Source organism: Vreelandella sulfidaeris Esulfide1 (genome assembly GCF_054072535.1).
In genome coordinates this window covers 2,382,733-2,398,773 of record NZ_CM133364.1, presented here as the reverse complement: position 1 = coordinate 2,398,773, position 16,041 = coordinate 2,382,733, and the positions used below count along the sequence as shown (strand labels likewise).

At 53.1% G+C, this 16,041-nt stretch carries 16 protein-coding genes; 12 read left to right on the top strand and 4 right to left on the bottom strand.

What is annotated here, in order from left to right; translation table 11 throughout:
• Nucleotides 1-154 precede the first annotated feature (154 nt).
• Nucleotides 155-679, top strand: a complete 525-nt coding sequence (locus ACW44H_RS11215; protein ID WP_457504539.1) for a hypothetical protein — start codon at nucleotides 155-157, stop codon at nucleotides 677-679.
• A gap of 65 nt (nucleotides 680-744) precedes the next feature.
• On the opposite strand, the gene ACW44H_RS11210 is transcribed toward ACW44H_RS11215, so the two are convergent.
• The gene (locus tag ACW44H_RS11210; protein ID WP_457504537.1) at nucleotides 745-1,131 is read right to left on the bottom strand and encodes a glutaredoxin family protein; all 387 of its coding nucleotides are present in this window, start codon (nucleotides 1,129-1,131) and stop codon (nucleotides 745-747) included.
• A gap of 267 nt (nucleotides 1,132-1,398) precedes the next feature.
• Here ACW44H_RS11210 and mpl point away from each other — a divergent pair, with 267 nt between their 5' ends.
• Genes mpl through ACW44H_RS11195 form a run of 3 tightly spaced genes read left to right on the top strand, consistent with a single transcriptional unit; the run spans nucleotide 1,399 to nucleotide 4,097 of the window.
• Nucleotides 1,399-2,829 carry a UDP-N-acetylmuramate:L-alanyl-gamma-D-glutamyl-meso-diaminopimelate ligase gene (gene mpl, locus ACW44H_RS11205; RefSeq protein ID WP_457504535.1) on the top strand — a complete coding sequence of 477 codons (1,431 nt, stop codon included), beginning with the start codon at nucleotides 1,399-1,401 and terminating at the stop codon, nucleotides 2,827-2,829.
• Nucleotides 2,826-3,470 (top strand): flavin prenyltransferase UbiX, encoded by a 645-nt coding sequence (locus ACW44H_RS11200; RefSeq protein WP_457504534.1) that lies wholly within the window; start codon nucleotides 2,826-2,828, stop codon nucleotides 3,468-3,470. Before mpl ends, ACW44H_RS11200 begins: the two co-directional genes overlap by 4 nt.
• Nucleotides 3,471-3,473: 3 nt before the next feature.
• The gene (locus ACW44H_RS11195; RefSeq protein ID WP_457504532.1) at nucleotides 3,474-4,097 is read left to right on the top strand and encodes a LysE family translocator; all 624 of its coding nucleotides are present in this window, start codon (nucleotides 3,474-3,476) and stop codon (nucleotides 4,095-4,097) included.
• 18 nt (nucleotides 4,098-4,115) lie between these two features.
• Here ACW44H_RS11195 and ACW44H_RS11190 read toward each other — a convergent pair whose 3' ends face one another.
• Genes ACW44H_RS11190 through ACW44H_RS11180 form a run of 3 tightly spaced genes read right to left on the bottom strand, consistent with a single transcriptional unit; the run spans nucleotide 4,116 to nucleotide 7,338 of the window.
• Complete coding sequence (locus tag ACW44H_RS11190) at nucleotides 4,116-5,513, bottom strand: bifunctional DedA family/phosphatase PAP2 family protein (RefSeq protein ID WP_457504531.1); 1,398 nt, start codon at nucleotides 5,511-5,513, stop codon at nucleotides 4,116-4,118.
• A gap of 41 nt (nucleotides 5,514-5,554) precedes the next feature.
• Nucleotides 5,555-6,487 (bottom strand): GGDEF domain-containing protein, encoded by a 933-nt coding sequence (locus ACW44H_RS11185; protein ID WP_447045551.1) that lies wholly within the window; start codon nucleotides 6,485-6,487, stop codon nucleotides 5,555-5,557.
• Nucleotides 6,484-7,338 carry a hypothetical protein gene (locus ACW44H_RS11180; protein WP_457504529.1) on the bottom strand — a complete coding sequence of 285 codons (855 nt, stop codon included), beginning with the start codon at nucleotides 7,336-7,338 and terminating at the stop codon, nucleotides 6,484-6,486. Before ACW44H_RS11180 ends, ACW44H_RS11185 begins: the two co-directional genes overlap by 4 nt.
• A 301-nt stretch (nucleotides 7,339-7,639) precedes the next feature.
• Here ACW44H_RS11180 and ACW44H_RS11175 point away from each other — a divergent pair, with 301 nt between their 5' ends.
• The 8 genes from ACW44H_RS11175 (at nucleotide 7,640) to ACW44H_RS11140 (ending at nucleotide 16,008) form a co-directional block, all read left to right on the top strand.
• On the top strand, nucleotides 7,640-8,947 hold the full coding sequence (locus ACW44H_RS11175) for a glutamate-5-semialdehyde dehydrogenase (RefSeq protein ID WP_457504527.1): 1,308 nt from the start codon (nucleotides 7,640-7,642) through the stop codon (nucleotides 8,945-8,947).
• A gap of 9 nt (nucleotides 8,948-8,956) precedes the next feature.
• Nucleotides 8,957-9,616: a nicotinate-nucleotide adenylyltransferase gene (nadD, locus tag ACW44H_RS11170; protein WP_457504526.1), complete on the top strand. Its 660-nt coding sequence runs from the start codon at nucleotides 8,957-8,959 to the stop codon at nucleotides 9,614-9,616.
• 78 nt (nucleotides 9,617-9,694) lie between these two features.
• Nucleotides 9,695-10,081: a ribosome silencing factor gene (gene rsfS / locus ACW44H_RS11165; RefSeq protein ID WP_457504525.1), complete on the top strand. Its 387-nt coding sequence runs from the start codon at nucleotides 9,695-9,697 to the stop codon at nucleotides 10,079-10,081.
• Nucleotides 10,078-10,545, top strand: coding sequence for a 23S rRNA (pseudouridine(1915)-N(3))-methyltransferase RlmH (rlmH, locus tag ACW44H_RS11160; RefSeq protein WP_457504524.1), 468 nt, complete (start codon nucleotides 10,078-10,080; stop codon nucleotides 10,543-10,545). The genes rsfS and rlmH overlap by 4 nt, the downstream gene beginning before the upstream one ends.
• 84 nt (nucleotides 10,546-10,629) lie before the next feature.
• Nucleotides 10,630-12,537, top strand: coding sequence for a penicillin-binding protein 2 (gene mrdA / locus ACW44H_RS11155; protein WP_113269591.1), 1,908 nt, complete (start codon nucleotides 10,630-10,632; stop codon nucleotides 12,535-12,537).
• A gap of 3 nt (nucleotides 12,538-12,540) precedes the next feature.
• Nucleotides 12,541-13,701: a rod shape-determining protein RodA gene (gene rodA / locus ACW44H_RS11150; RefSeq protein ID WP_457504522.1), complete on the top strand. Its 1,161-nt coding sequence runs from the start codon at nucleotides 12,541-12,543 to the stop codon at nucleotides 13,699-13,701.
• Between the two features lie 154 nt (nucleotides 13,702-13,855).
• Complete coding sequence (gene mltB, locus ACW44H_RS11145; RefSeq protein WP_457504521.1) at nucleotides 13,856-14,917, top strand: lytic murein transglycosylase B; 1,062 nt, start codon at nucleotides 13,856-13,858, stop codon at nucleotides 14,915-14,917.
• A complete protein-coding gene (locus ACW44H_RS11140) occupies nucleotides 14,914-16,008 on the top strand; it encodes a septal ring lytic transglycosylase RlpA family protein (protein WP_457504519.1) in 1,095 nt (364 codons plus the stop codon). The genes mltB and ACW44H_RS11140 overlap by 4 nt, the downstream gene beginning before the upstream one ends.
• Nucleotides 16,009-16,041: the final 33 nt, after the last annotated feature.

Sequence of the window (16,041 nt, the reverse complement as noted above, 5' to 3'; positions counted from 1 at the left end):
AATAACATAGAGAGTAGCTATCGCGTCATACAATCGAAATAATGACAGGCATCATTCGTCTGATAAATGATCACGCTAATAACGGCATGCTGTTGACTTGGTTTTAGACGAAAGTAGTAGTTAAAAATGCCTTAAAACTTAATGGAATAACTCTATGTGGAAGAAAATTGGAATATTGGCGATAACTCTATGGTGGCCTATCAGCGGTTTCGCCATTGAGCAAACAGCGCCTGAAAAAGTGCTTCCTGGATTATCTGGGTCGCTGGATGGTGAGCCACGCGAGTGGTTTATTTTAAGCTATGGCAATGATTCAAATGCGTCGTTCATTGAGCGGGGCGACGACATCGATATTGATATCACTGGGTTTGTTGATGAAGAGGTTTGGGAAGCCCAGGAAGCCCTCTCGGTTAGCCTGACCATGCGCGAAGAGCAGTTGATCAATACGGTTGTTATTCATCCCCTGGGTACATCGATGGCTCCGCCGCTTTATACGTCTGAAGGAGGGGACGTAGTCGTAACGTTGACGGACTATGAACGTACCAACCAATGGGTGCACGTAGTTGGCAGGATACAAGGAGTGATGGCGCTGCAAATCGAATTAGGGGAGCCGCCGAGCCGGGAGGAGGGTATCGAAATAGATGTGACGTTTGATGTAAAGGCACAAAAAATAGAGTTCTAATCCCCGCGGCCGGCTTCTGCCGACCTCGGTTAAGGTATGCGCGTGTTGCGCCCTACTGGCATTGCTTAGTCAAATTGCTTGTGTAGCCAAGCATTAATCGTATCAGATTCATACATCCACTCTTCCCGCCCGTCGTCGTGGATAATTTTCAGACAGGGTACTTTGACTTTTCCACCGCCTTCCAATAGGGCTTGCTTATGCTCGGGGTCGAGCTGGACATCGCGCAACTCAATGCTCAAACCCAGTCGTGCAATTTCTTTACGTACCTTGATACAAAAGGGGCAGGTACGAAATTGATACAGAGCCAATCGCTGGCATGTTTCATCAATCTTCGCTTGCTCTTCAGGTGAGCGCTCAACCGACTTAGGCGTGGAGAGCTTTTCTGAAATCAGCATAAACGGGGCAAGCACCACGCGAAGGCCACGAAAAAAGTAGCGAATTAAAATGCGCATCGGAAGGCTCCTTTCGCTGAGGTTTAGGCTTACAACAGCGTGACGAGTGAGAAGAGAATAATGGCTAACCTTGATAAACGGTGGTCGCATCCTGCAACAACTGAGCGGATTTGTCACTTGATGGGCGCTCCGCCGATACTAATTGCGGTTAGTAGCGATGAGTAGATGAGCAAATCGAGTCAGCATGCTAGGCTATTTGACTATTTTTACGCCATTTTTTTGGCTTTTTCATGATTTAGTTTACTGGCGATTAACGGGGCGAGAGCCATGCATCTGCACATTATCGGTATCTGCGGCACCTTCATGGGGAGCCTGGCGCTGCTGGCGCGTGAGTTGGGGCATCAGGTAAGTGGCTCTGATCAGCATGTTTATCCGCCCATGAGCACTCAACTTGCTGAGGCAGGCATTACCTTGATGGAAGGTTACCGCGCACAGCATCTTTTGCCAGCGCCGGACCGGGTGCCAGACCTTGTGATAGTTGGTAACGCTATGTCACGAGGCAATCAAGAGGTTGAGGCGCTGCTCAATAGCGGTCTGCCTTATACCTCGGGTGCACAGTGGCTGGCGGAACACGTGCTGCCTGGGCGGCGTGTCATTGCCGTGGCGGGTACCCATGGGAAGACGACAACGGCGAGCATATTGGCTTGGCTATTGGAAAGTGCTGGTTTAGCGCCTGGCTTTTTAATCGGCGGTGTACCCCGTAATTTTGGTGTGTCGGCACGTTTGGGTGCGCATGATGCGCCGTTTGTGGTGGAAGCCGACGAATACGACACGGCCTTTTTCGATAAGCGTTCCAAGTTTGTACACTATCGCCCACATATCGCCATACTCAATAACCTTGAGTTTGATCATGCCGACATTTTCCCCGATCTCGATGCTATTGAGCGCCAGTTCCACCATTTGGTGCGTACCGTGCCAAGCCAAGGCCATCTGTTAGTGGCCGATGAGCAGCCCGCCCTTGAGCGAGTGCTCGGTCAAGGCGCCTGGACACCGGTGGCGCATTTTGGTGACCAAGCCGCGAGCGAATGGCGGTTTATACTAGAGCGTGCCGACGCGAGCCGCTTTCAGGTGATTTATGGCGGTGGCGATGGCCAGGGTAGCGCTCAGGAAGAAGATGGCGTCGTTGAGTGGACGCTGACGGGTGAATATAACGCACGCAATGCCTTGGCAGCGCTGGCGGCGGCGCATTTGTGTGGGGTTGATCTAGCGCGTGGCTGTGCGGCGCTGGCGCGTTTTGAAACCCCTAGGAGGCGCCAGGAAGTGCGTGGTGAGGTTAACGGCATCCAGGTAATTGACGACTTCGCCCATCACCCCACGGCCATAGCGGCCACGCTTAAAGGGCTACGTGCGGCCACCACCAAAGGGCGCCTGTTAGCCGTCATCGAGCCGCGCTCCAATACCATGCGCTTAGGCGCATTACGAGAACGCCTGATCGAAAGTGTAGCTGACGCTGACGGTGTCTTTTGGTTTCAGCCGGTAGGGTTAGATTGGTCAATGGAAGAACTCGTCGCCACACAAGGGGCGCATGCTCAGCTGTATAGCGATATTGATACGTTGGTATCGGCAGTGGTCACTCAAGCGTCACCATTAGACCGTATCGTGGTGATGTCTAACGGCAGTTTTGAGGGTGTTCATGAGCGCTTGCTTGCCGCTTTAACGGCTGCCCAAAAAACCGACGCTGACGAGGGGCGAGTGTGACCAATCAAACTGAACGGGTGTTTAAAAAGCCTATTACCGTCGCCCTTACCGGTGCATCTGGCGCGCAGTACGGGCTGCGCTTGATTGATGTGTTGGTAGCGACAGGTCACGAAGTATGGGTAATGGTTTCAAAAGCCGCGCACATGGTAATTGCCACTGAAACAGAGTGCGAATTGCCCGCACAGCCCCAGCGTTTAGCGCAGGCGTTAAGCGAGCGTAGCGGTGCGCAACCGGGGCAAATACGTTGCTTCGGGCGTGAGGACTGGATGGCGCCGGTAGCGTCAGGCTCTGGTGCGCCATCGGCTATGGTGGTGTGCCCCTGCTCAACAGGAACACTCTCAGCCGTGGCCACAGGGGCCAGCAATAATTTGATTGAGCGAGCGGCGGACGTGGCGATTAAAGAGCGGCGAACGTTGGTACTGGTGCCGCGAGAAAGCCCGTTTTCGCCGATTCACTTGGAGCACATGCTGACATTGAGCCGCTTGGGCGTAGTCATCTTGCCGGCAGCCCCAGGGTTTTATCACTGCCCGCAAAGTATTGAAGACCTGATTGATTTTATTGTGGCGCGCATCCTCAACCAGTTAGGAATCGAGCACTCGCTGATGCCTCGCTGGGGAGAGGTCGGAGATAAGGATGAGTGATCTATGATGTCGTGGGCCACGCTATCGGTTTTTGTGCCAACGTTTCTATTTGTTTCGCTGACACCCGGTATGTGTATGACGCTTGCCATGGTGCTGGGTATGACCCAAGGCGTTAAACGTACGCTGTGGATGATGATGGGTGAGCTGCTGGGCGTTGGCTTAGTGGCGGCAGCCGCTGGCGCGGGGGTGGCTGCATTGATGCTGCGACAGCCAGAGCTGTTTGTGTTGTTTAAATGGGTGGGTGGCGCTTACTTGGGCTATTTAGGCATTATGATGTGGCGCTCCCGTGGGCGCATGGCAATTCCTAGCGAACTGGATGCTGGCCCACCGGCTAGCCGACTGCAACTTGCCATGCAGGGTTTTGTGACCGCTGTCGCCAACCCCAAAGGGTGGGCGTTCTTCATGGTACTACTGCCGCCTTTTTTGGACGGCAACCGTCCCTTACCAGGGCAGCTCAGCCTGCTAATCGCGGTGATTTTAACTATCGAGTTCGCCAGTATGTTGGTGTATGCCACCGGCGGTAAAACGTTACGCAATGCACTTGGCAAGAGTGGCAATGTGCGCTTGCTTAACCGCATCGCAGGAACGCTAATGATAGGCGTCGGCCTTTGGCTTGCCTTCGGCTAATAAAGCGGAAATCTAGCTCTAAACGGGTGGCAGAAAACCCACGCGAGCGCTAATTAACACTAATGACGTAATGCTTAGCAGAAGCCATGGACAGGGGCGTAATGGTGGCCGTGGTTGTTGTTGCCAGTGCAAAAAAGTGAGCGCGCAAACGATCAAGCCTAATAACGCGCCACCCACTAAGTCGCTAAACCAGTGCACGCCAACTACTAGCCGTGATAAAGCCATAGGGAGTGCAAGCGCTAGCGCCATCCAATAGGCCCAAAAACGCTTTTGGCGGGGCATTTCGGCCGCAATAAAGGCTGCTGCTAGGCCAAATAGTACGACAGCGGTTGAAGTATGGGCGCTAGGGTAGGAGAACGATCCCGTAAGGTAGTCGGGGGTGTCGGGGCGGGCACGCCCAAATAGTGCTTTGCCTAAAATGTTTAGCACTGCTACGCCAGCAAAGGCACCACACCAGTGCAAGAGTGCATCCCATCGCTTACCTATTAGCATCCATGCTGCCCAAGGCAGCGTTATAGCGATAATGCCGAGGGTGTCTCCGATTTGTGCAAAAACATTACCGACTATGTAAGAAAAATCACTCTGTAGACTTATAACCAGGCGTTGAACAAACAGGTCAAGTTCCAGTGGCGTATCGTGAGCGATGACCAGCAGTGTCCAGCCAGACAAGCTGCCCAGGGCTAACACCAGAAGCAGCAGGGAGGCTAATGGAACATCGCCAGTTTGACTCATGGCTAGCCAGGACCTGCGTAGCAGCGGCAAACGGCGAATACTGCCAGCTATCATTCGGTAAAGTCGGCCATGCCGTGTCGCTTGATGTCGGCCCCAGGAAAAAATAACGGCGAGCAGGATAATAATGGCGGCGAGCAAGAGTAAAGCTGTCTCTAGGCCGGGCGGTAAATTCAAATGGTGCTGCCAGGTGCGGCCTAATAAGTAGCCAGGCAGTGTGTATGCAGGCGCCCAAAGCGCCGCTGAGGTGATGTTGGCCCAAATGAAAGTGCGCGGTGGCATCCGCATCATACCTGCTACTAATGGGATGATCGGCCGCACGGGACCCACAAAACGGCCGACAAAAACCGACCATATGCCATAGCGCTCGAAGAAACGCGCTCCTCGCCCCAGCCATTCTGGATGCTGTGACAGTGGCCACCGCTGAGTGACCTGCTCGCGATGTTTAAAGCCCAGTGAAAAGCTGATGCCATCGCCTAAAATGGCGCCTATAAACGCTGCACCGAGCAACCACGCCAAAGCGATGTCTTGATGTCCTGCCAAAGAGGCCGCCGTGGTGATTAACACCACACCGGGCACTAGTAATCCCACCAAGGCAAGTGATTCCACTAATGAAATTACCAGCACCAAGCAAAGTAAGAGCGGGGGTGAGGGGGTTAACGAGAGGAGCGTATCGGCTAGCGGCACTGCCTTCTCCGGCAAAAGGTGAAAGTGTTCGTACTGGTAGGCTAAACGTTGGCGAGCGTAGCGCCACGTGCTTCAAGACGCTTAACGTAGTGGTCAAAGCACTCCGTTCGGTTGGGCAAGCAGGCTGCAATACGCGCTTCTAGTTGACCGGTTTCTACCAGTACACACCGTGAGAGTGCTCGCTGTAGTCGCTCGCGTACCAGTAGCGCTCCACTTTCACTCGTATCCGGCAGAACAAGCCAAAAAGTGGCGTTATCCGCACGACCAAGTACGTCATGATCACGACACCGGCTGTTCACTTCGCTGCACAACGCCCCTAGCAGCGCGGTTTGTGCACGATGTCCAAACTGTTCTCCCGCCATGTCCAGCTGTGGTAAGTGTAATACCAGTAACGCGAGTTGCTGATTAAGCATGGCCGCGCGTTGAAACTCGCTCTGTAAGCGCTCTTTTAGCGTATCAATATGATAGGCGTTACAGTCACTGTCATTGGGATCGGTAGCGCGCAATAGCGCACGACGTCGAGCATGTTCCCAGCGTGGAAGAGCGAGCAGCAGCGTAAAGGCAACATAGCCAACAATAAAAGCCGGTGGGGCAGAGGCGACTGAAGAGAACAACCACCACAATGGCCCTGCAGTGATATTAATCAACAGTGCAGCCCACAGCGGCAATAGTAGAAAAGCGGCAGTAATCGGCAGGCCTAGCCAAATCGGCGAAACCTGTTCCTGGTAATGGAAGGTGCTAAGCACCACTAAGTAGGTGCAACACAGCAGAACAATACGTGGCAGGCAGCTTTTAAGCCCAGGCCCGATGTGCATTAGCAGAGCCGACATTAGCAGTAACGTCATAAAGGCGGGGATTAGCAGGTCGCTATAGTCTCCCATGGCATAAAGCCACAACGAATAGCCCGCCATCAGTAAAATACTGCCGCTATAGGCGAGCGTCATCAATCGCTTGGAAATATGGTGCTCGGTCATATAGTCTCCTGCACCTGCTCAGTCGGTAGTTTACTCATCTCAAAAACCGAGAGCGTTGCTGGATCGATATTGATTAATTCAAGATGCTCACTGTGAATATTGTCAGGTAAATCGGCGAGCAGTTGGTTGCGTCGTTGTGCGGCTTCTTTGGGTGAGCGTGAAAGCATTAGTGTGGCCAGCGTTGTGCTATCTAAGCGGTAAACGTTTTCGAAGTCATAGGTTAGTTCGCACAACTTCTGAGCCGTTGGCCAAAGCTGATGGCGTTTTACATGCAGAATAAATACTTCCGCATGAACACCTTCACGCTCACAGCGCGTTTGTTCACGAGAGATATCGCGAACCAGTTGCTCAGCGGCCCATAGATTAAGACCAGGAATTAATCGTAAGCGATGACGAATGGAACCGTTCATATCGATCAGCTGCTGTGCGCTGGATAAAGCGAGTAAGCCAAGTATCAGCAGTGCACAAATCAGTAGAATAAATTCAGAACCGTCCAATAGCGGCGCTATCATTACCGAGCTAATCAGCGCTGCGCTGAGATTAAAGGCGGCCACCCAGCTACTTTGTGGCAACATCATCAACGCGGCCCACGCCCAAATTAAAATACCGTGTCGTTCTGGCGCGGCAGCAATTAAGCTTAGCAGTAGCACGCCGGGCACCATCTGCCATGGCAACCCCCGAGAACGGCGGTGGCTAAAATCGAGCATTAACGCAGTAATGAATAGCCACCCGACTGAAAGCCATAACACGAAAGCCGCCGCAGGGGGCGTGGCGGGGGTCCATAATGCCAAGGCAACGGCAGCGGCTAACAGGTTGGCACGTAGTAGGCGGATTTTGTACTTGCTTTGCATGGTGACTTACTATTCGTCCTGAATAACCAGATGTATCCGAGCAAGTGGGTGCGTGTAGGATGACAAACGTACACAGCACACGTTAGCGCCTTAATCGCCCATAGTATAACGTTGAAATGACATAACTTAAGTATAAACATGTAAACGGCTGTACTTGAGTGCTTGCCAATCGCAGAGGGCCGCCGCCAAAGCTTAATTGGCAGGGCATCGTATAGTTGGAATGCCTTTAAAACGTAATGATTGAACACCTTAAACATTGAACACCCTAACCTTAGTATGCGCGACGACGCACGGAGACAGCATGAGTGTTTCGACACCGTTCCAAGACGAAGCCCATCAGCACTTATCAGCCGGTAATGTGCCCGCCTATATGCAGGCATTGGGACAGGCGGCACGTCGCGCCGCCAGCGAACTGCGCCGAGCAGATACAGGATTGAAAAACCGTACACTGTTGGCCATTGCGCAGCGTTTGGCAGAAGCGCGGGCGCGCATACTGGACGCCAACGACGAAGACTTACAACGTGGTCGCGAGAATGGGTTGGACAGTGCATTGCTCGACCGTTTAGCTCTCAGCGATGCACGTGTGGACGCAATGATTGAAGGCTTGCAGCAGGTAGCCGGCTTGCCGGACCCCGTGGGCGAGATTGGCGATATGCGCTACCGGCCTAGCGGTATTCAAGTAGGTAAAATGCGTGTGCCACTGGGCGTGATCGGCATTATTTATGAGTCGCGTCCGAATGTGACATTGGAAGCTGCCAGTCTGTGTTTGAAATCGGGCAACGCCTGTATTTTACGCGGCGGGTCGGAAGCCAGTGCATCAAACGCAGCCATTAGCAGCTGTATTCAAGCGGGGCTTGCCGATGTGGGGCTGCCTGCCGGTAGTGTCCAAGTGGTGGCCACCACCGACCGAGCGGCGGTGGGGGAATTGATCAGTATGCCTGAATATGTTGATGTCATTATTCCGCGGGGTGGTAAGTCCCTGATAGAGCGTATATCGCGTGACGCACGGGTGCCGGTCATTAAACACCTTGATGGTGTTTGCCATGTTTATATCGATACTACCGCCGACCCTGCCAAAGCGTTAGCCATCGCCGTCAATGCAAAAACGCATCGTTACGGTACCTGTAATACAATGGAAACACTGCTGATCGACGCACCGATTGCGGATCTACTGTTACCTGAACTGGCTCGCGCGTATGCCGTACATAATGTGGAATTGCGTGGCTGTCAGCGCACTCAAGCACTCCTGCCCCAGGTGACGGCAGCGGTAGAGGCGGATTGGTATGCTGAGTATTTAGCGCCTGTGCTGGCGATCAAAGTGGTCGAGGGTGTCGATGAAGCCATTGCCCATATCGAACAATATGGCTCTCATCATACGGATGCGATTGTTACCCAGGATTACTCATTGGCGCGGCGCTTCATGGCGGAAGTCGACTCCAGCTCCGTGATCGTTAATGCATCTACCCGTTTTGCAGATGGTTTTGAGTACGGGCTAGGCGCAGAAATTGGGATTTCAACCGACAAGCTTCACGCCCGTGGGCCTGTAGGGCTTGAGGGACTAACCACTCAAAAGTATGTCGTGTTTGGTGATGGCCAGGTGCGCGAATAAGGTGGTGGTATGAGTCATTCAGGGCAACGTATCGGTATGTTAGGCGGCACTTTTGACCCGGTACATCTAGGCCATTTGCGCAGTGCGCTAGAAGTACATGAAGCGCTGTCGTTAGATCGACTGCATATGATTCCCGCTCAACAGCCCCCATTACGCGGCCAACCTCAGGTCTCAGCACAACAACGATTAGCGCTTTTAAAAGCGGGTATTGGCGACACGCCTGGGCTGTTCGCAGATGATCGTGAACTGAAGCGTGACGGCCCCTCGTATAGCGCCGATACGCTTGCCGAATTGCGGGCTGAATACGGTTGCCAGTCCCGCCTAGTGATGGTTATTGGCTTTGATGCCTTCCTACGCCTAACGCAATGGCACCAGCCTGAGCGCCTGTTTGAACTCGCTCATCTGGTAGTGATTGCCAGGCCTGGCTACAACGATCCGCTACCTGAATCGTTAATGGAACTGGTGGAGCATCGTAGAGTCGATAGTGTAGAAACATTGATGCAGCGGCCCTGTGGGGGCTATTTGCCGCTGCAACTGCCATCGCTAATGACGATTTCTGCAACCTACATTCGTCAGTGTTTGGTAGAGAAGAAAAGTGTGCGCTATTTGGTGCCAGCCCCCGTCGAAGAGGCCATTGAGCAAGGTAGACTCTATCAACAGCGCGATTAGCGCTGGCAGTCATCAAAGAAGCCGTTACAATGGCCGGCTTTATTGACCGATTACCCAATGAGGTTGTCTTTAGGAGTCATGCACATCGATACATTGAAAAATTTAGCGGTTGACGCGCTAGAAGAACTGAAAGCACGTGACATTACCCAATTGGATGTTGCCAAATTAACTGAGGTTACCGACCTCATGCTGATTGCCAGCGGCACTTCGACACGTCATGTGGCCGCGCTGGCACAAAACGTAGTAGAAAAAGCTAAAGCCGCAGGGCTTGGGCCTTTAGGCGTTGAGGGTGGCGATAACGCTGATTGGGTGCTGGTTGACCTAGGTGATGTGGTGGTGCACATCATGATGCCTGAGGCCCGGACTCTCTACGACTTAGAGCGACTATGGGTCGATCTGCCGAGTGATTCGGGTGCTATCGGCGAGTCGCTTGAGCGCTTTCAAGAGCGAGCCAGCATGTCATGAGGATCCGGCTGTTAGCGGTGGGAAGCAAAATGCCATCTTGGGTTGAGGAGGGCATCGAAACTTACCGCAAGCGGCTGCCGAGAGATTTCAACCTTGAGATAGAAGAAATTGCGCTCGGCCAGCGGGGTAAAAATGCAGATATCGCAAAAGCGCGCGCCCAAGAGGCGCAGCGTATTCGCGATAAGCTGCGTGGCGACGAATATGTGGTGGCGTTGGAAGTCAAAGGCAAGCCATGGACAACGGAGCAGCTGGCTGAGGAAGCTGACGCTTGGCGAATGGCTGGGCGAGAGGTCGTGTTGCTTGTAGGCGGGCCCGATGGGCTTGAACCTTCGCTTTCGGCGATGGCCAATATAACATGGTCGATTTCACCGCTGACGCTGCCTCATCCGCTAGTACGAATTATGCTGGCTGAGCAGCTCTACCGCGCCTGGACACTACTGGTAGGTCATCCTTATCACCGCTAATGGCTAAATGGTGAGCAATCACTGTTTGTGGCCTGTCGCGCCCTTTATTTGATTTGATTGTTTGATTTGAGAGTCATCGTTGCCATGCTCAAGCGCCCCAATACGCTAAAAAACTCTGAACAAGAATTGCGTATTTTTCGTGTTAGAGCGCTGCTCGCCGTTTTAGTCGTGTTAACGCTCGCCAGTCTGTTGATGGGGCGCCTCGTTTATTTACAAATCGTCCAACATGATATGTATAGCACGCGCTCCGAAAATAACCGGGTTCGTGTTGAGCCGCTACCCCCTAACCGTGGGTTAATCTATGACCGTAACGGCGTGCTGTTGGCTGAAAACCGCCCAACTTACAATCTGACACTCGTCCGTGAACGTGTCGATAACCTGGATGAAACGTTGGCACTACTGGTAGAGCTGCTTGAACTGCCTGAAGAAGAGATTGAGGCGTTCAATGTTCGATCACGCCAACGCCAGCGCCCCTTTCAGCCTGCTCTGCTGACCAGTGACTTAAGCGAAGACCAGATTGCCCGTCTGGCGGTTAATCGCCATCGCTTGCCTGGTGTTGAGATAGAAGCTCAGCCACTGCGTTTTTATCCCGATGCAGAAATAATGGCACACGCTTTGGGCTATGTTGGTCGTATCAATGCCGAAGAGTTGGAAGAGCTGGATGCGGGACGCTATGCAGGTACCCACTTTATCGGTAAAACGGGGATTGAGCGGTTTTATGAAGAGGAGCTGCACGGTCAGGCAGGCTTGCGTAAAGTAGAAACTAATGCCCGTGGCCGGGTACTGCGTGAGCTTGATCGTACCGATCCTGTGCCAGGGGAGAACTTGACGCTAACGTTGGATAAGTCGCTCCAGATGTTGGCCTACGAGTTACTTGATGACCGTAGGGGCTCTATTGTCGCGATTGTGCCTGAAACAGGTGAGATCCTTGCCATGGTGTCGACACCTGGGTTCGATAGTAACCAGTTTGTCACCGGGATTGACGTTGCTTCTTATCGTGGGTTGCAGGAAGACCTTGACCTTCCACTCTTTAATCGTGCTATTCGCGGCCACTATCCCCCTGGTTCTACGATTAAGCCTTTTCTGGCCCTGGCCGGTTTGGTCGAAGGGGTGATCACGCCTGACAGCACGATTAATGACCCTGGTTATTATCAACTTCCTAACGACTCCCGCCGATACCGCAACTGGTTGCGTTGGGGGCATGGTCGTGTCGATATGGAACGCTCTCTCGCCGTTTCCAATAACACTTACTATTACACCTTGGCGCATGATTTAGGCATTGATAATTTACACGACCGGATGAGCAATTTTGGTTTTGGCCAGCGCGTGGCCCATGACGTGCAAGGCGAGAGCAACGCTTTGATGCCTTCTCGCGATTGGAAACGCGGGCGCTTTAACCAGCCGTGGTACCCTGGCGAAACGCTTTCAGTGGGTATTGGACAGGGGTATTGGCAAGTGACACCTCTTCAGCTTGCTAGTGCCACCGCAACGTTGGCGAATCGCGGCCATTGGGTGAAACCCAGGTTGGCCCGTCAGATTGGCGATACCCCCGTGCCACAAGACCTGCCGGATACGCTGGATGATATTCAGCTAGCCAACGATAACTGGTGGGATAGGGTGTTCAGCGGTATGGAGAAAGTAATCAGCGGTAGTGAAGGCACTGCCCGTAGAACTGGCGTGGGCCTTGAATATCGGATGGGTGGCAAATCAGGCACCGCACAAGTATTTTCATTGGGCCAGGATCAGCGTTACAACGCTGACGAGTTGGCGGAGCGCCTACGCGATCATGCTTTATTTATGGCCTTTGCGCCGTTAGATGACCCTCAAATTGCCGTATCCGTCATTGTCGAGAACGCGGGGGGCGGCAGTACCCATGCTGCCCACTTGGCGCGTGCCATGACCGATGCTTGGCTGCTGAAAGATGACGCCCCCGATGCAGAGGAAGTGCGTGAAGTGCTTGAGGAAGATAATGCCAATGTGGAGGGTAACTAAACCATGCCTTGGCAGTATATAACTCGTTCGATGCGTGGTTATCCTGTACGCCCGCCCGAAAGCGGAATCGCCCGGCGTAAAAGTATCTGGGAAAGAATCCATCTCGACCCCTGGCTGCTTGGCTTGCTTCTACTATTGATGAGTAGCGGTTTGATCGTTCTTTACAGCGCTTCAGGGCAATCCATGGACGCCGTCATTGCTCAAAGCGTGCGTTTTTGCATCGCATTGGTAGGGATGGTGATTATCGCCCAATTTTCACCCTCTACTTTTTTACGTTTCGCTCCGCTGGCCTATGGCGTCGGCGTTGCCATGCTGATTGCCGTTGATGTGGTGGGTGATGTGGGCATGGGGGCCAAACGCTGGTTAGTGATTCCCGGCGTGATACGCTTTCAACCCTCGGAAATGATGAAGCTGGCAGCCCCGTTAATGGTTGCAGCCTATCTTAACCGCTGTGAGCTGCCGCCACGGCTGCGCGATATACTGGTATGCGGCGTCATTATCGGCTTACCTGTCGTCCTTACGGCTATCCAGCCTGATTTGGGAACCTCATTGCTGGTAGCCAGTGCTGCCCTAATTGTGGTTCTGCTAGCGGGTTTATCGTGGCGTTTGATCGGCTTCATTGCGGCACTGGGAGCTGCGGGTGTGCCCGTGCTCTGGATGAATATGCACAATTACCAGCGTCAGCGGGTGTTGACGTTTTTAAACCCTGAAAGCGACCCGCTTGGATCGGGTTGGAACATTATTCAATCCACCACGGCCATTGGCAGTGGTGGGCTATGGGGGAAAGGTTGGCTGCAAGGTACCCAGTCCCAATTAGAGTTCCTGCCGGAGCGGCATACGGATTTCATTATTGCTGTCTTGGGCGAAGAGTTTGGTTTGGTGGGAATGCTGGCGCTGCTCTTTCTGTACCTGTTAATAGTGAGCCGTGGCTTATGGATGGCAAGTACTGCTCAAGATACGTTTGGGCGTTTAGTCGCGGGTAGTATTATTTTAACATTTTTTATCTACGTGTTTGTCAACATGGGGATGGTGAGTGGCATTCTGCCTGTGGTGGGAGTGCCGTTGCCGTTGGTTAGTTTTGGTGGCACCTCCAGCGTGACCTTATTAGCGGGTTTCGGTATTCTCATGTCCATACATGCCCATCGTCGGTTGCTATCCCGCTAGTTGAAATTTGGCCAGTTCGACGCGTGAGCTGCTCATAAATGTAAGCATCCGGAATGAATAATTCCGGAATGGATGGTTTGAGTGTGGATAGTTCTGGAATTTAGAGTTCTGGAATTAATAGTTCTGGAATTTATAGTTCGCCAGTGGAGAGCCAATGAGCAAGGTTCAAGGAAAGACGAGCAGCTTTATGCTAGCAACGTTGATGTGCTGGGTAGCGCCAATGGTATTGGCCGGTGAGACTTCTCAGGGTAATCAACACGCCGCTTCCCAGCACTTTGCGCCCCAGCAGAATGCTGAAAGCCAAGCGTTGATGAAAGAGCTGATGGAAGAAGGGCTGCCACAAGCGTGGTTAGAAGAAGCCTTGGGGCAGGCGAATTATACCCAGAGTGTGCTAGATGCTATGGAAGGGGCTGCTGAGCGGCGTCTAAAGTGGCATGAGTACCGCGCGATTTTCCTAACCCAGCAGCGCATTGAAGAAGGCGTTGAGTTTATCGATGAGCATGCTGATGCCCTGGCGCGAGCCGAAGCCACTTATGGTGTGCCCGCGGAAGTTATTACCGCCATTATTGGCGTAGAAACTTATTATGGTCGGCATAAAGGTCAGCACCGTGTATTGGATTCGCTAGCCACGCTGGCTTTTCATCATCCGGCCAGAGGCACTTTTTTTCGTGGTGAGTTAGCGGCATTTTTACAGATAGCCTACGAGCAGCAAGTTGATCCCACTGAGTTACGCGGTTCTTATGCGGGCGCCATGGGGTATCCGCAATTTATACCCACCAGTTATCAAGCTTATGCCGTGGATTTTGATGACGATGGGCGCCGCGATCTTTGGGAAAATCCGGTCGATGCTATTGGCAGTGTCGCCAATTATTTTGCCGAACACCGCTGGCAGCCGGGCGCTGATATTTACCATCAAGCCAGTGGCCCTGCTGTATTGCCGATAGAGCTAATGCAAGAACTCTCGTTTAACCAAACGTCACCGCCTGAGGTGAGTGTTGCTGAGCTTGAGGCGCACGGGTTTGAGCCGCGCAAGCAGCTCGATGATAATTTATTGGTCGTACCGTTAGCGCTTGAATACGCCGATGGACAGACCCAATACCGGTTTGGTGAGTACAATTTTTACGTGATCACCCGCTACAACCACAGCCACCTTTATGCAATGGCCATAGCTGAGTTGGTAGAAGCGATTGCCGAGCTGAACAAGGACGAGACATGAATAGCAAACTTTCCAAGTCCCGTTTTTCGAAGCCCCGTTTTGCAAAGCCCTGTTTTGCGAAGCCCCGTTTTGCGAAGCTGTGGTTGAAAAGCTCCCCGGTCACAGTGTCCCGGCGGGCAGGTGGCTTGCTCGCCTTGCTTTCGCTGGTCAGCGGCTGTGCCAGTCACGAAACTCAGCGAGTGGATGCGCCCAGTGCTGCCAGCCAATCGGCTCCCGCTTCTGAGGCGGGCACCAGCGGTGGTCGCTATGCCATGAGTGGTGATGCCTATCCAGTTGAGCCGCCGGATGTTACCAAAGTGCCTGACGCGGAACCGCGCATTGAGCAACCATCTCGAGCAGGCAATCGTTCAAGCTATGAAGTGTGGGGTAAAACCTATCACGTGCTGCCTGATGCAACAGGCTATGAGAAGCGCGGTACAGCCTCTTGGTATGGCGAAAAATTTCATGGCTACGCAACGTCTAACGGTGAGATCTACGACATGTATAAAATGTCGGCGGCGCATCGTTCGCTACCGTTGCCTACCTTCGCGCGGATTACTAGTCTTGATAATGGGCGGTCGGTGATTGTCAGGGTAAACGATCGTGGTCCCTTCCATAGTGATCGTGAAATCGACCTCTCCTACGCAGCTGCGGCAAGGCTTGGGTTCCTCGATAATGGTACTGGCTCCGTCAAAGTCGAAGCGATGAATCCCGAGCAGTGGTTGGCTGAGCGCGGCAAGGGCGGTAACGACACCGTGCAGGCAAGCGTACCTGAAAGGGCACCTGAAGCTTCCAGTGATGCGCCAAATGCTTCTCCCGCACTTGCTGGGCAAGCGCAGGATACGCAAGCGCCTGCTTCACAACCATCGCAGTCGCCCAACCAGGATAAGGTAGGCGACGCGGTTTATCTCCAGATTGCGGCATTAGGCAATCCAGAAGGTGCCCAGCAGTTACAGCAGCGTTTGCAAACTGAGCAGCCACACGCAGTGCGCATTACGAGTGACGCTGACGTGTATCGCGTTCAAGTGGGGCCCATTACGCCGGGACAAGAGTCCCAGGCTCGCGAAACACTGCGTCAAGCAGGGTTCCCCCAGGTCTTTGTTGTGCGATAATCCCTCCCCTATTTATTCCTTGTGGCGCGTTTT

Excerpts from the sequence above, each read along its gene's own strand:
- ACW44H_RS11140 (WP_457504519.1), top strand. The coding sequence starts at position 14,914 with ATGAATAGCAAACTTTCCAAGTCCCGTTTTTCGAAGCCCCGTTTTGCA.
- mltB (WP_457504521.1), top strand. The coding sequence starts at position 13,856 with ATGAGCAAGGTTCAAGGAAAGACGAGCAGCTTTATGCTAGCAACGTTG.
- ACW44H_RS11215 (WP_457504539.1), top strand. The coding sequence starts at position 155 with ATGTGGAAGAAAATTGGAATATTGGCGATAACTCTATGGTGGCCTATC.
- ACW44H_RS11195 (WP_457504532.1), top strand. The coding sequence starts at position 3,474 with ATGATGTCGTGGGCCACGCTATCGGTTTTTGTGCCAACGTTTCTATTT.
- rsfS (WP_457504525.1), top strand. The coding sequence starts at position 9,695 with ATGCACATCGATACATTGAAAAATTTAGCGGTTGACGCGCTAGAAGAA.
- mrdA (WP_113269591.1), top strand. The coding sequence starts at position 10,630 with ATGCTCAAGCGCCCCAATACGCTAAAAAACTCTGAACAAGAATTGCGT.
- rodA (WP_457504522.1), top strand. The coding sequence starts at position 12,541 with ATGCCTTGGCAGTATATAACTCGTTCGATGCGTGGTTATCCTGTACGC.
- ACW44H_RS11175 (WP_457504527.1), top strand. The coding sequence starts at position 7,640 with ATGAGTGTTTCGACACCGTTCCAAGACGAAGCCCATCAGCACTTATCA.
- ACW44H_RS11185 (WP_447045551.1), bottom strand. The coding sequence starts at position 6,487 with ATGACCGAGCACCATATTTCCAAGCGATTGATGACGCTCGCCTATAGC.
- ACW44H_RS11180 (WP_457504529.1), bottom strand. The coding sequence starts at position 7,338 with ATGCAAAGCAAGTACAAAATCCGCCTACTACGTGCCAACCTGTTAGCC.
- ACW44H_RS11210 (WP_457504537.1), bottom strand. The coding sequence starts at position 1,131 with ATGCGCATTTTAATTCGCTACTTTTTTCGTGGCCTTCGCGTGGTGCTT.
- rlmH (WP_457504524.1), top strand. The coding sequence starts at position 10,078 with ATGAGGATCCGGCTGTTAGCGGTGGGAAGCAAAATGCCATCTTGGGTT.
- mpl (WP_457504535.1), top strand. The coding sequence starts at position 1,399 with ATGCATCTGCACATTATCGGTATCTGCGGCACCTTCATGGGGAGCCTG.
- nadD (WP_457504526.1), top strand. The coding sequence starts at position 8,957 with ATGAGTCATTCAGGGCAACGTATCGGTATGTTAGGCGGCACTTTTGAC.